At 67.9% G+C, this 13,343-nt stretch carries 12 protein-coding genes and 5 pseudogenes; 11 read left to right on the plus strand and 6 right to left on the minus strand.

Features of this window, described 5'->3' with window-relative positions; all coding sequences use genetic code 11:
- Together x551_RS12320 and icd are read left to right on the plus strand one after the other, a co-directional pair.
- Nucleotides 1–192, plus strand: a pseudogene (locus x551_RS12320) (sulfite exporter TauE/SafE family protein); the annotation flags it as partial.
- A gap of 125 nt (nt 193–317) precedes the next feature.
- Nucleotides 318–1,571 carry an NADP-dependent isocitrate dehydrogenase gene (icd, locus tag x551_RS12325; RefSeq protein WP_011830056.1) on the plus strand — a complete coding sequence of 418 codons (1,254 nt, stop codon included), beginning with the start codon at nt 318–320 and terminating at the stop codon, nt 1,569–1,571.
- A gap of 205 nt (nt 1,572–1,776) precedes the next feature.
- Here the strand turns inward: icd and x551_RS26475 are convergent, their stop codons facing one another.
- On the minus strand, nt 1,777–1,980 hold the full coding sequence (locus x551_RS26475; protein WP_036233340.1) for a hypothetical protein: 204 nt from the start codon (nt 1,978–1,980) through the stop codon (nt 1,777–1,779).
- A gap of 360 nt (nt 1,981–2,340) precedes the next feature.
- Between x551_RS26475 and x551_RS12330 the strand changes: the two genes are divergently transcribed.
- From x551_RS12330 to x551_RS12340, 3 genes are all read left to right on the plus strand, one after another.
- Nucleotides 2,341–2,577: a hypothetical protein gene (locus tag x551_RS12330; protein ID WP_036233343.1), complete on the plus strand. Its 237-nt coding sequence runs from the start codon at nt 2,341–2,343 to the stop codon at nt 2,575–2,577.
- Nucleotides 2,578–2,640: 63 nt separating this feature from the next.
- Nucleotides 2,641–2,937 (plus strand): hypothetical protein, encoded by a 297-nt coding sequence (locus x551_RS12335; RefSeq protein ID WP_051495776.1) that lies wholly within the window; start codon nt 2,641–2,643, stop codon nt 2,935–2,937.
- Nucleotides 2,938–3,091: 154 nt separating this feature from the next.
- Entirely contained in the window at nt 3,092–3,334 is a 243-nt protein-coding gene (locus tag x551_RS12340) for a hypothetical protein (protein WP_152543503.1), read from the plus strand.
- Between the two features lie 122 nt (nt 3,335–3,456).
- On the opposite strand, the pseudogene x551_RS12345 reads toward x551_RS12340, so the two are convergent.
- Nucleotides 3,457–3,725: pseudogene (locus x551_RS12345) on the minus strand (cold shock domain-containing protein).
- Nucleotides 3,726–3,922: 197 nt separating this feature from the next.
- On the opposite strand from x551_RS12345, the gene clpS reads away from it, so the two are divergent.
- Nucleotides 3,923–4,279: an ATP-dependent Clp protease adapter ClpS gene (clpS, locus tag x551_RS12350; protein WP_011830050.1), complete on the plus strand. Its 357-nt coding sequence runs from the start codon at nt 3,923–3,925 to the stop codon at nt 4,277–4,279.
- Entirely contained in the window at nt 4,276–6,582 is a 2,307-nt protein-coding gene (clpA, locus tag x551_RS12355; protein ID WP_036233349.1) for an ATP-dependent Clp protease ATP-binding subunit ClpA, read from the plus strand. The genes clpS and clpA overlap by 4 nt, the downstream gene beginning before the upstream one ends.
- 61 nt (nt 6,583–6,643) lie before the next feature.
- On the opposite strand, the gene x551_RS12360 is transcribed toward clpA, so the two are convergent.
- The 4 genes and pseudogenes from x551_RS12360 to x551_RS12370 form a co-directional block, all read right to left on the minus strand.
- Complete coding sequence (locus tag x551_RS12360) at nt 6,644–7,438, minus strand: M90 family metallopeptidase (protein WP_036233352.1); 795 nt, start codon at nt 7,436–7,438, stop codon at nt 6,644–6,646.
- Nucleotides 7,435–8,286 (minus strand): UDP-2,3-diacylglucosamine diphosphatase, encoded by an 852-nt coding sequence (locus x551_RS12365; RefSeq protein WP_011830047.1) that lies wholly within the window; start codon nt 8,284–8,286, stop codon nt 7,435–7,437. The genes x551_RS12360 and x551_RS12365 overlap by 4 nt, the downstream gene beginning before the upstream one ends.
- 14 nt (nt 8,287–8,300) lie before the next feature.
- Nucleotides 8,301–8,802, minus strand: a pseudogene (locus x551_RS24365) (peptidylprolyl isomerase).
- A gap of 1 nt (nt 8,803) precedes the next feature.
- On the minus strand, nt 8,804–9,370 hold the full coding sequence (locus x551_RS12370) for a peptidylprolyl isomerase (protein ID WP_011830045.1): 567 nt from the start codon (nt 9,368–9,370) through the stop codon (nt 8,804–8,806).
- 159 nt (nt 9,371–9,529) lie between these two features.
- Between x551_RS12370 and cysS the strand changes: the two genes are divergently transcribed.
- From cysS to tilS, 4 genes and pseudogenes are all read left to right on the plus strand, one after another.
- The gene (gene cysS, locus x551_RS12375; RefSeq protein WP_036235430.1) at nt 9,530–10,915 is read left to right on the plus strand and encodes a cysteine--tRNA ligase; all 1,386 of its coding nucleotides are present in this window, start codon (nt 9,530–9,532) and stop codon (nt 10,913–10,915) included.
- A 31-nt stretch (nt 10,916–10,946) separates the two neighbouring features.
- Nucleotides 10,947–11,599 (plus strand): annotated as a pseudogene (locus x551_RS12380) (DNA-3-methyladenine glycosylase 2 family protein).
- A gap of 57 nt (nt 11,600–11,656) precedes the next feature.
- Nucleotides 11,657–12,627, plus strand: a pseudogene (locus tag x551_RS12385) (acetyl-CoA carboxylase carboxyltransferase subunit alpha).
- A partial coding sequence (gene tilS / locus x551_RS12390; RefSeq protein WP_036248729.1) for a tRNA lysidine(34) synthetase TilS occupies nt 12,578–13,343 on the plus strand: 766 nt, incomplete at its 3' end. The pseudogene x551_RS12385 and the gene tilS, both read left to right, overlap by 50 nt.

Genomic DNA, 13,343 nt, shown 5'->3' on the forward strand with positions numbered 1-13,343 from the left:
GGCGCGGCGGTCATGCTCGCCTTCGCGCTGGGCGGCGGGCTGGCCTTGCTGTTCGGCCGCGGCGTGCTCGGTCGACTGGGGCAGGGCGCCGGCGCGGCGAGGTGGGCCGGTGCCCTGCTGGTGATGGCTGGCGGATGGGCGATCTGGCTGCAGCTGACCGGTCCGTCCGGGCCATGGTGCAAGGTGGTCTGACGCAGCGGATCGACGGTGCTCGCGGCCGCCGTCCGGCGGCTCGCTGCACCGCACGATGGCTCGCCTAGAATCGAAGCCACCCCCTCTGTTCCTTCCGACCCCTTACCCAGCGGAGACGCAAGTCCATGTACCAGCACATCAAGGTGCCTGCCGACGGCCAAAAGATCACCGTCAATGCCGATTTCTCGCTCAACGTGCCCGATCAGCCGATCATCCCCTTCATCGAGGGCGACGGCACCGGCTTCGACATCACGCCGGTGATGATCAAGGTGGTCGACGCGGCGGTCGAGAAAAGCTACGGCGGCAAGCGCAAGATCCACTGGATGGAGATCTACGCTGGCGAGAAGTCGACCAAGGTCTACGGCCCCGACGTCTGGCTGCCGGAAGAGACGCTGCAGGTCCTGAAGGAGTATGTGGTCTCGATCAAGGGCCCGCTCACCACGCCCGTGGGCGGTGGCATCCGCTCGCTCAACGTGGCGTTGCGCCAGGAGCTCGACCTCTACGTCTGTCTGCGCCCGATCCAGTACTTCGAGGGGGTGCCGAGCCCGGTGAAGGAGCCGCACAAGACCAACATGGTGATCTTCCGCGAGAACTCGGAGGACATCTACGCCGGCATCGAGTTCGAAGCCGAGAGCGAGAAGGCCAAGAAGCTCATCAAGATCCTGCAGGATGAATTCGGTGTCAAGAAGATCCGCTTCCCCGCCACATCGGGCATCGGCATCAAGCCGGTGTCGCGCGAGGGCACCGAGCGCTTGGTGCGCAAGGCCATCCAGTACGCGATCGACAACGACAAGCCCAGCGTGACGATCGTGCACAAGGGCAACATCATGAAGTTCACCGAGGGCGGTTTCCGCGACTGGGCCTATGGCCTGGCGCAGAAGGAGTTCGGCGCGCAGCCGATCGACGGCGGCCCGTGGTGCAAGTTCAAGAACCCGAAGACCGGCAAGGAGATCACCGTCAAGGACTCGATCGCCGACGCCTTCCTGCAGCAGATCCTGCTGCGCCCGGCCGAGTACTCGGTGATCGCCACGCTCAACCTGAACGGTGACTACGTGTCCGACGCGCTGGCCGCGCAGGTGGGCGGCATCGGCATTGCGCCGGGGGCCAACCTGTCGGACTCGATCGCGATGTTCGAGGCCACCCACGGCACTGCGCCCAAGTACGCCGGCAAGGACTACGTGAACCCGGGCTCCGAGATCCTGTCGGCCGAGATGATGCTGCGCCACATGGGCTGGACCGAGGCGGCCGACCTCGTCATCTCGTCGATGGAGAAGTCGATCCTGTCGAAGAAGGTCACCTACGACTTCGCGCGCTTGCTGGACGGCGCCACGCAGGTCAGCTGCTCGGGCTTCGGGCAGGTGATGATCGACAACATGTGATGAGCCTGCCGGCAGGTGCCGGTAGCCACATATCAGCCCCAGTGCATTGATTTGCCTGGGGCTTTTTCATTTTGCGGCATACGGGCTCGCGAAGATCTCGATGCAGGACTGCGGGCGCGCTGGACCGCGTTCGCGGCAGCGTTCCTGTCGGGGCTCGGGAGCGAGGCGGCCGGCGGCAGGCATGCGCCTGCGGCGAATGCAGCGCCTAACGCGGTGCGCGAACGAAAAGCACGAACGCCGCGAGCAGGAACGCGATCTGGGCCAGCGAGCGGATCCAGATCGGCCACGGTGCCATCGCACGCTCCAGCCGATCGACTTCATCGGCCACCGCGCGGAATCCGGCAGGATCGACGTAGTCTTCGCGGCCACGAGGCACTTCGAGGTATCCGTTGCAGTTTTGCGTTCCCATGCGAGCGATTGAAACGCAGGCGGTGGAGCGACGGGCGTGCAAAGCTCACGCGACGAGCCTGTCGTTTGCCGCGCCACCTATTGAAGGGGGATTGCCTGCGTCCCGGCGTTCCGCAGGCCACGCGGCCGGCGTGAGCGATTCCGCTGGCGCCGCCGTCGAGCACCGGGCGCTTGTCCTACGAGAGCTTGCGGCGGCGTCCTTGTGACATCGCGGTCCGGATGTCCGAGCATGAGGCTCCTTCAGAGAACCAAGGAGTGCCGACATGGGCAAGTACTTTCTGGGCTGGATACTGGGCGTGCCGACGATCGTGCTGGTGGTCCTCTACCTCGTCTTCAACTGAAGCCGGGCGCGGAGCTTCCGATGGCCTGGTTCAGGTTCCGTTCCCGCAAGTCCGCTGTGGAATCGGCGCGGCAGCCGTCGGCCGCGCCGCTCGATCTGGAACTCGACGATTCCGCGGCCTCCGATCCGACCTGGCTGGACTCGACCCGTGAACTGCGCACCGGCCTCACCGTGATCGAGCATCCGATCGATACGCTGCCGGGGGAGTTGCAGGAGGCGCTCGCCACCGCAAGAAGGGCGGCCAGGCGACGGCCCTGAACGCTGGCTGGGCCGGGTGGGCTGCGAACCGATTGCCGATGGTGGCCCGCACGTTGTAATGTGATGACCGACATGGATACCGGCGACCAATCCTTCAACAACCGCGACGAGCTGACGCGCGCCCGCGTGGCCGGCTGCTTCTCGTGCCTGGGTATCTTCCGCCCGGCCGACATCGTGTTGTGGCTGCACGAGGACAGCACGGCGGCGTGCCCGATCTGCGGGGCGGACACCGTGCTGCCGCACGTGGACAGCCTGGCCGCTCTGCGGGCGATCCATGCCGGCCTGGTGAGCACCGAGGAAACGATCCCGGCCGTGCTGGACATGACGCCGCCTGCCGGTCGCGGGCCGGGCGGAGCGTAGCCCGGTCGCCGGCGTGCCGTGGCATCTTTCGCACTGCACAGCCGTTGCATCGTGTCCGCCCCTCAGAGAGGGGGACGGCAGCGGGCCCGGCATTTGCGATGCTTCTTTCCGCAGCCGGCACGCGCGTTTCGCGCGCCGCCCCGCAGAGGGAGCCATGGCATTCTTCAAGTCCCCCAAAAAGCGCGTACTTCCCTTGCCCGATCTGGAGTGCGTGGTCCCGGTCAGTCCCGAGCCGCCCGCCGACCCCCAGGGCGCGGGCTGGCTGGTGTCGTCGTTCGACCTGCGTCAGGGGCTCGACGTGTCCGAGTCGCCGCTCGACACGCTGCCGGTCGACCTGTTCGCGGAACTGCAGCCGGTTCGCCCAGCGCCGGACGAGGCGGGTGGGCACTCCCGCTGAAGCCCTGCTGACTGCATGAATCCGGTGCGCCACCGGCGCGCGTTGGGGCAGAGCCGAAGTCCGCCGGAGCGGCATCGCCGCATTCCAGTGCACGCCGTCGCGCCTGTCGGCGCGGATGAGCCTCAGTGGCCGGCGGCCAGTTCCCGGTCGTTGGCCGGAACGCGGACCGCTGCCGGGTCGGCGCGGCTTTCCAGCGGGGCGATGTTCTGGGCCAGCTTGCCCTTGGGGCCGTCCACCAGTTCGAAGCTGACGCGGGCCCCTTGCTTCAGCGTGCGAAAGCCGTCCATCAGGATGGCCGAAAATGGGCGAACACGTCTTCGCCGCCACCCTCGGGTTCGATGAAGCCGAAGCCCTTGGCATCGTTGAACCACTTGACCGTGCCGTTGACCATGGACGTTCTCCAACCCCTCGACGGACGATTCTGGGCAGGGCGGCCGCGGCCTGTCAAGCCGGCGCCGGCCGTGACGGACGAACGGGATAGGGCGGCCAGCGTGCGTGCGCGGCGCGCCGAGGCCTTGAGTTCGGGCTCAGTGGTGTCATATTGACCGGCATGGAAGTCGCTACCCAGCAGTCGATAGAATCTTTTCCATGCCCGACGACACCGTACCGCCCACTCCCCCGAAGCGCCCGGTCACCAAGCCGGACGACGGGCAGGGCGCGGTCGTGGCCGAACGGCAATCGGCCCGCGTCGAGCCGCCCCGGATGTACCAGGTGGTGCTGCTCAATGACGACTACACGCCGATGGAGTTCGTCGTGATGGTCCTGCAGGAATTCTTCCAGCGGGATATCGAGACGGCGACGCAGATCATGCTCAAAATCCACCACGAAGGTCGGGGCGTGTGCGGCGTCTACACGAAAGATGTCGCCTCGACCAAGGTCGAGTCGGTGCTCGCTGCGGCCAAGCGGTCGGGGCACCCGTTGCAATGCACTATGGAGGCCGCATGATTGCGCAAGAACTGGAAGTCAGCCTGCACATGGCGTTCGTCGAAGCGCGTCAGCAGCGCCACGAATTCATCACGGTCGAGCATCTGCTGCTCGCGCTGCTCGACAACCCGTCCGCCGCCGAAGTGCTGCGTGCCTGCTCGGCCAGCCTCGATGACCTGCGCAAGAGCCTGACGCAGTTCATCAAGGAGAACACGCCCACGGTCGGCGGCACCGACGAAGTCGACACCCAACCCACGCTGGGATTCCAGCGCGTGATCCAGCGCGCGATCATGCACGTGCAGTCCACCGGGTCCGGCAAGAAGGAAGTGACGGGCGCCAACGTGCTGGTGGCGATCTTCGGCGAGAAGGATTCGCACGCGGTGTACTACCTGCACCAGCAGGGCGTGACGCGGCTGGACGTGGTGAACTTCATCGCCCACGGCATCAAGAAGTCCGAGCCGCCCGAGCCTTCCAAGGGCGCCGAGGGCGGCAGCGGCGAAGGCGAGAAGGAAGAGTCCGGCGAAGGCAAGGGCTCGCCGCTGGACCAGTTCACCCAGAACCTCAACCAGCTCGCCCGTGACGGCAAGATCGATCCGCTGATCGGCCGCGAGCACGAGGTCGAGCGGGTGATCCAGGTGCTGTGCCGCCGCCGCAAGAACAACCCGCTGCTGGTGGGCGAGGCCGGGGTCGGCAAGACCGCGATCGCCGAGGGCCTGGCGTGGCGCATCACGCAGAACGACGTGCCCGAGATCCTGGCCGACGCGACCGTCTACTCGCTCGACATGGGCGCGCTGCTGGCCGGCACCAAGTACCGCGGCGATTTCGAGCAGCGCCTGAAGGGCGTGTTGAAGGCCTTGAAGGAGCAGCCGCATGCGGTGCTGTTCATCGACGAAATCCACACGCTGATCGGCGCCGGCGCCGCATCGGGCGGCACGCTCGACGCCAGCAACCTGCTGAAGCCGGCGCTCGGCTCCGGGCAGCTCAAGTGCATCGGCGCGACCACGTTCACCGAGTACCGCGGCATCTTCGAGAAGGATGCGGCACTGTCGCGGCGCTTCCAGAAGGTCGACGTGGTCGAGCCTTCGGTCGAGCAGACCATCGAGATCCTGAAGGGGCTGAAGTCGCGCTTCGAGGAGCACCACAGCGTGAAGTACGCGCTGGGCGCGCTGCAGGCCGCAGCCGAGCTGTCGGCCAAGTTCATCAACGACCGCCATCTGCCCGACAAGGCGATCGACGTGATCGACGAGGCCGGTGCCGCCCAGCGCATCCTGCCCAAGAGCAAGCAGAAGAAGACGATCAACCGCGCGGAGGTCGAGGAGATCGTCGCCAAGATCGCGCGCATCCCGCCGCAGAGCGTCAGCAACGACGACCGCGGCAAGCTGAAGAACCTGGACCGCGACCTGAAGAGCGTGGTGTTCGGTCAGGACCCGGCGCTCGACGCGCTGGCGTCGGCCATCAAGATGGCGCGCTCGGGCCTGGGCAAGCCGGACAAGCCGATCGGCTCCTTCCTGTTCAGCGGCCCCACCGGCGTCGGCAAGACCGAGGCGGCGAAGCAGCTGGCCTTCATCCTCGGCATCGAGCTGGTGCGCTTCGACATGTCCGAGTACATGGAGCGCCACACGGTCAGTCGCCTGATCGGCGCGCCGCCGGGCTACGTGGGCTTCGACCAGGGTGGGCTGCTGACCGAGGCGGTCACCAAGAAGCCGCACTGCGTGCTGCTGCTCGATGAGATCGAGAAGGCCCACCCCGACGTCTTCAACGTGCTGCTGCAGGTCATGGACCACGGCACGCTGACCGACAACAACGGGCGCAAGGCCGATTTCCGCAACGTGATCATCATCATGACCACGAACGCCGGCGCGGAGACGATGAACAAGTCGACCATCGGCTTCACGAATGCCCGCGAGTCGGGCGACGAGATGGCCGACATCAAGCGCCTGTTCACGCCGGAGTTCCGCAACCGGCTCGACGCAATCGTCAGCTTCCGTGCGCTCGACGAGGAGATCATCCTGCGGGTGGTCGACAAGTTCCTGCTGCAGCTCGAGAGCCAGCTGGCCGAGAAGAAGGTCGACGTGACTTTCTCCGACGCCCTGCGCAAGCACCTGGCGAAGAAGGGCTTCGATCCGCTGATGGGGGCGCGGCCGATGCAGCGTCTGATCCAGGACACGATCCGCCGCGCGCTGGCCGACGAACTGCTGTTCGGCCGCCTGGTCGATGGCGGGCGCCTGTCGGTCGACATCGACGCCGAAGGACAGCCGGTGCTCGATATCACACCGTGGAAGAAGAGCGACAAGCCGAAATCGGAACCGGCCACGGCCGACTGACCCGGCCACAGGCCGGCAGCGGCTTGCAGGCAGCGGGGAGCTTCGGCTCCCCGTTGTGCTTTCAGGGCCCGGGCTGCGGCGCCAGGCGGGCAGCCGGGTCCTGCCTGAAGTAGTCGCGGAACAGCTCGTACAGCGCGGGCTGCTCGTCGCGCAGCGTGTGCGGTGCGACGAAGAAGGCCTCGGCCGCCACCGGAAAGAACTCTTCGATCGCCTCCGCGCCATACGGGTCGAGGAAGGGTTCGCGGCCGGCGTCGAGTTCGCGGCACAGCCGCTGGTAGGCCGCTTCCAGCACTTGCAGCCAGTGAGCGCGCGCGGTGCGACCGGCCAGCACCGGAACGCCGTCGGCCGGCAGGCCGTCGGCCATGTCCAGCACGTGCACGAACTCGTGGATCACGACGTTGTAGCCGCGTTCGGCGGTGACGCCGGCCTCGGCCACGTCGTGCCAGGACAGCATCACCGGACCGCCCTCCATGGCCTCGCCGGTGAGCACCTCCTCGTAGCGGTGCAGGATCCCATCTTCGTCCAGGTGCTCGCGCTGTGCCACCACCTCGTCGGCATGCACCACGATGCCGACGAAGCCGTCATAGGCCGCCAGGCCGAGCTCCAGCACCGGCAGGCAGGCCTGCGCGGCAATCGCGACGGCGATCTCGTCACTGAGTTCCAGGCCCCCGACCGTGGTGAATTCCTTGTCCGCCAGGAACAGGCTGACCAGCGCGCGCAGACGCTCGCGCCCGGCGTCGTCGAGCGCGGCGAGGAAGGGGTAGCGCTGCAGCGTCAGCTGCCACAACGCCGAGGGCACCGCCCGCGTGCGCAGCGTGCGGGCCTCCCGTCGGCGGCGCCACCAGCGCGCGATCACGGTGCAGCGTGCGCGGCCGGAGAAACCGCGGGCGGCAGCCGCTGCAGGCCGCGTGCGCTCAGGCGCAGCACGCCGGCGCGGGCTGCCTGCGCGGGGCCCCGGTCGAGCTCCCAGTCGGTCAGTACATGGCGGGTGAAGCCGGGGGCCAGTTCCTGCGTGGCCGGGCGGTGGGTGTGACCGTGCACCAGCAGCGGCGTGCCGGCCTCGTGCATCCACTGCACGGTGGCGCCAGCGTCGAGATCGGCCCAGGTCTCCGGCCGACCGTCACGCTGCTGTTGCTGCATGCTGACCGCGCGGATCTGGGCGGCCAGCGCACGGCGCTCGGGCAGCGGCCGCGCCAGGAAGTCCTCGCGGGCCTGTTCGGTGCGCACGACGGCGCGGAAGCGCTGGTACTCCACGTCTTCCAGGCACAGCGCGTCACCGTGCGTCAGCAGCACCCGCTCGCCGAAGGCCCGCAGCACCGTCGGATCGGGCAGGGCCGTCATGCCGCACTCCTTCAGCAGTTCGACGCCGACCAGGAAGTCGCGGTTGCCTGCCATGAAGGACACGCTGCGTCGCGCGGCGGCTTCCTTCAGCACCTCGACGACCTGGTGCTCGAAGCCCTCATGCCGGGCGTCGTCGCCGATCCATACCTCGAACAGGTCGCCGAGAATGAACACCGCCTCGGCGCTCGTGTGCAGCAGGTGCTGCGAGAACGCCTCAAAGGTGAGGGGATGGCTCGCCTGCAGGTGCAGGTCGGAGATGAAGTCGATCGCCCGCCATTCAGCGGGCGCCTCGAACTCCCAGAACTTCGGCAGCGACGGGGACACGCCGGCGCCCCGGGGCGGTGCGGCCGGCGACGAGGTCATCGGCTTCGAGCGCCTCAGGCGACTTCGTTCGCTCGCGTGATCACCACGTCCTCGAGCGGCACGTCGTCGTGGCCGCCCTGGCGGCCGGTCTTCACGCGCTCGATCGCATCGACCACCTCGGTGCCGGCCACCACCTTGCCGAACACCGCATAGCCCCAGCTGCGGGCTTTCCGACTTGAAGTTCAGGAAGTCGTTGTCGGTGGCATTGATGAAGAACTGCGACGACGCGGAGTGCGGCGCATTGGTGCGTGCCATCGCCAGCGTGTACTTGTCGTTCTTCAGGCCGTTGTTCGCCTCGTTGGCGATCGGGGCCTGGGTGGGCTTCTGCTTCAGGCCCGGCTCGAAGCCACCGCCCTGGACCATGAAGCCCTTGATGACACGGTGGAACACCGTGCCGTCGTAGTGGCCGGCCTTCACGTAGCTCAGGAAGTTGGCGACCGTGGCGGGCGCCTTCACGTCGTCGAGCTCGGCACGGATCACGCCGTGGTTGGTGTGCAGTTCGATGGTCTTGGTCATGTCATGGCTCCAGCGTGGCTTTCTTGATGAGCACCGGCGTCGCCGGCACGTTCTGGTGGGGGCCCTTGTTGGTGGTGGGCACGCCCTTGATGCGGTCGACCACGTCCATGCCCTCGATGACCTTGCCGAACACCGCGTAGCCGTTGCCGTCGCGCGAGTTCGCCGGGTCGAGGAAGGCGTTGTTGGTAAGGTTCACGAAGAACTGCGCGGTGGCCGAGTTCGGGTCCATGGTGCGCGCCATGGCGATGCTGCCGCGCTCGTTGCGCAGGCCGCTGCGGTTCTCCAGCGCGATCGGGGCCCCGGTCTTCTTCTCCTTCATGTCCTTGTCGAAGCCGCCGCCCTGGATCATGAAGCCGTCGATCACGCGGTGGAAGATGGTGCCGTCGTAGTGCCCGCTCTTGACATAGGCGACGAAGTTGTCGACGGTCTTCGGGGCCTTGGCGGGGTCGAGCTGCAGCACGATGTCGCCCTCGCTCGTCGCGAGGCGCACCTTCTGCGCCGCCGCGGTCAACGGCGCGGCGAATACCGCAGCGGCCAGCGCGAAGGCGGCCCAGGTTCTGGAAATCATCAAGTCTCCTGAATGCAAACGGCGGGCTCGTCACCCGCTCGGAACCGTATTCTCCACCGATCGGAAGCCCCGCCGCGGGCAGGGGGGTGATCGCTATACTGCGGCGCTTCGATCGTCGGCATGCGGCCTGCCCGTGACAGACCCGATCGATCCGTCCCGATGAGCCTGCGCATCCACAACACCCTCACTCGCTCGACCGAGGCGTTCTCGCCGATCGAACCCGGCCACGTGCGCATGTACGTGTGCGGCATGACGATCTACGACCTCTGCCACGTGGGCCACGCACGCATGATGATGGCGTTCGACGTGGTGCAACGCTGGCTGCGGGTGTCGGGACTGCGCGTCACGTACGTGCGCAACATCACCGACATCGACGACAAGATCATCAAGCGCGCGCTCGAGCGCGGCATCCCGATCCGCCAGCTGACCGACGAGATGACCGCCGCGATGCACCAGGACATCGGGGCGCTCGGCATCGAGCCCCCGACGCACGAGCCGCGCGCCACCGAGTACGTGGGGGCGATGGTCGGCCTGATCGAGGTGCTCGAACGCAACGGGCTTGCCTACCGTGTGCCGGGCGGCGACGTGAACTACTCGGTGCGCAAGTTCCCCGGGTACGGCCGCCTGTCGGGCAAGTCGATCGATGCGCTGCGCGCCGGCGAGCGCGTGGCGGTGCTCGAGGGCAAGGACGACCCGCTGGACTTCGTGCTCTGGAAGGCTGCAAAGCCCGAGGAGCCGGCCGACGCGAAATACGACGCGCCGTTCGGCCCGGGTCGCCCCGGCTGGCACATCGAGTGCTCGGCGATGAGCCACGCCCTGCTGGGCGAGCGCTTCGACATCCACGGCGGCGGCATGGACCTGCAGTTCCCGCACCACGAGAACGAGATCGCGCAGAGCGACGGCGCCTTCCACCTGGGCAGCGGGCACAGCTTCGTCAACGTGTGGATGCACAACGGCTTCCTCAATGTCGACAACGAGAAGATGTCCAAGTCGCTGGGCAACTTCTTCACCATCCGCGACATTCTCAAGCGCTACGACGGCGAGACCATCCGCTTCTTCATGCTGCGGGTGCACTACCGCAGCCCGTTCAACTTCAGCGATGCCGGGCTCGACGATGCCCGCAGCGGCCTGCGCCGCCTCTACACCGCACTGGAAGGCACGGCGGTCGCACCGGCCGAGATCGACTGGACCGACCCGCATGCCGCGCGCTTCAAGGCGGCGATGGACGACGACTTCAACACGCCGATCGCCGTGTCGGTGCTGTTCGACCTGGCCGGCGAGGTGAACCGCAGCCGCTCGGCGCAGAGCGCCGGCCTGCTGCGTTCGCTGGCCGGCACGCTGGGCTTGCTGCAGCAGGAAGCGGCGCAGTACCTGCAGGGCGGCAGCGGCGTCGATACCGGCCACATCGAGGCCCAGATCGCGGCGCGGGCGGCGGCCAAGGCCGCACGCGACTTCGCCGAGTCCGACCGCATCCGCGACGCCCTGGCGGCGCAGGGCATCGTCCTCAAGGACACGCCCGCCGGGACCACCTGGGTCAAGGCCTGAGCCTTCGCCCGAGCCACGAGCCTCCCGCACCATGTCGCCCCGCGGCCCCGGCTTCGTCACGCCCGACTACTGGGACGAGGCGTGCAAGCACCTCGCCAAGCGCGATCGCGTGATGCGCAAGCTGATCCCGAAGCTGGGCGAGGCCCGGCTCGAGAGCCGCGGCGATGCCTTCACCACGCTCGCACGTTCCATCGTCGGCCAGCAGATCTCGGTGCCGGCCGCGCAGGCGGTGTGGGAGCGCTTCGCCGCGCTGTTCGAGGCGGCTCCGCGGTGCACGTGCGGCCGGCGGGGGTGCTCGCGGCCGACAGTGCCGCGCTGCGCGGCGCCGGCCTGTCCGCGCGCAAGATCGAATACCTGCGCGACCTGGCCGGGCACTTCGACGGTGGCACGGTGCACGTGCGCAACTGGACCTCGATGGACGACGAGTCCATCATCGACGAACTGGTCGCCATCCGCGGCATCGGCCGCTGGACGGCCGAGATGTTCCTGATCTTCCACCTGATGCGCCCCAACGTGCTGCCGCTCGACGACCTCGGCCTGCTCAAGGGCATCAGCCAGCACTACTTCAGCGGCGAGCCGGTGTCGCGCAACGAGGCGCGTGAGGTGGGCGACGCATGGGCGCCGTTCCGCTCGGTGGCCACCTGGTACCTGTGGCGCAGCCTGGATCCGCGCGTGACCTACTGAGCGCGCCGAGAATTCCGCGACAATGCGCCCACCTTTCCCGAGAAAGGATCGTTTGGGATGAGCAAGAAACATTTTCTCGAGTTCGAGCAGCCGATCGCCGACCTCGAAACCAAGATCGACGAGCTGCGCTACGTGCAGAGCGAGTCGGCGGTCGACATCTCCGAGGAGATCGACCGCCTGTCCAAGAAGAGCCTGCAGCTCACCAAGGACATCTACTCGAGCCTGACGCCCTGGCAGGTGACGCAGATCGCGCGCCATCCGCAGCGGCCCTACACGCTGGACTACGTGAACCATGTGTTCACCGACTTCCAGGAACTGCACGGCGACCGCGCGTTCGCCGACGACCAGAGCATCGTCGGCGGCCTGGCGCGCTTCAACGGCCAGGCCTGCATGGTGCTCGGCCACCAGAAGGGGCGTGACACCAAGGAGCGCGCGCTGCGCAACTTCGGCATGAGCCGGCCCGAGGCTACCGCAAGGCGCTGCGCCTGATGACGCTGGCGCAGAAGTTCGGCCTGCCGGTGTTCACCTTCGTCGACACGCCGGGCGCCTACCCCGGCATCGGCGCCGAGGAGCGCGGCCAGTCCGAGGCCATCGGCCACAACATCTTCGCGATGGCCCAGCTCGAGGTGCCGATCATCACCACCATCATCGGTGAGGGCGGCTCCGGCGGCGCGCTCGCCATCGGCGTGGGCGACCAGGTGCTGATGCTGCAGTACTCAGTCTATTCGGTCATCTCGCCGGAGGGCTGTGCCTCCATCCTCTGGAAGACCGCCGAACGTGCGGCCGACGCCGCCGAGGCGATGGGCATCACCGCGCACCGGCTCAAGGCGCTGGGCCTGGTCGACAAGATCGTCAACGAGCCGGTCGGCGGTGCCCACCGCGATCCGGCGCAGATGGCGGTCTACCTCAAGCGCGCGCTCAACGACGCGCTGCGCCAGGTCGCCGACCTGAAGCCCCGCGAGCTGCTGAACCAGCGCTATGAGCGGCTCAAGAGCTACGGCCGCTACAACGACACCAAGGAGCGCTGAGCCGCCCCGCGGCCTGGCCGTCGCCTACAGCGGTGGGCGCGACTCCACCGCGCTGCTGCACGCCACGCTGATCGCGGCCCGCGACAGCGGCCTCACGGTCCATGCCCTGCATGTGCACCACGGCCTGAGTGCCCGTGCCGATGCCTGGCTCGCGCACTGCGAGTCGCAGTGCCGGCGCTGGGCGCGGCGCGGCCTGCCCGTGTGCTTTCGCGCGATGCGCGTGCAGCTTGCCTGCCGGTCCGGTGACAGCCTCGAAGCCGTGGCGCGTGCCGCTCGGTATGCGGCGCTGCGCACGCTCGCCGTCGAGCAGGGCGTGGCGCTCGTGCTGCTGGCTCACCACCAGCGCGACCAGGCCGAGACCCTGCTGCTTCAGGCTTTGCGAGGTGCCGGCGTGGCCGGGCTGGCCGGCATGCCGCGCTCGATCGAACGTGACGGCATCACCTGGGCGCGTCCCTGGCTGGCCCGTCCGCGCGAGGCGATCGAGGCCTATGTGCGCCGGTATCGGCTGAGCTATATCGACGACGACAGCAACGACGATCCGCGCTTCGCGCGCAACCGCCTGCGGCTGCAGGTCTGGCCGGCCCTGCAGGCGGCGTTTCCGCAGGCCGAGGGCACGCTCGCCGATGCCGCCCGCTGGGCCCAGCAGGCCGCAGCCTGTGTGGCCGACCTGGCGGCTCTGGACCTGGCGGCCTGCGCCGCGACCAACGACGTGCTCC

Source organism: Methylibium sp. T29 (assembly GCF_000576205.1).
GTDB classification, from domain to species: Bacteria; Pseudomonadota; Gammaproteobacteria; order Burkholderiales; family Burkholderiaceae_C; genus Methylibium; species Methylibium petroleiphilum.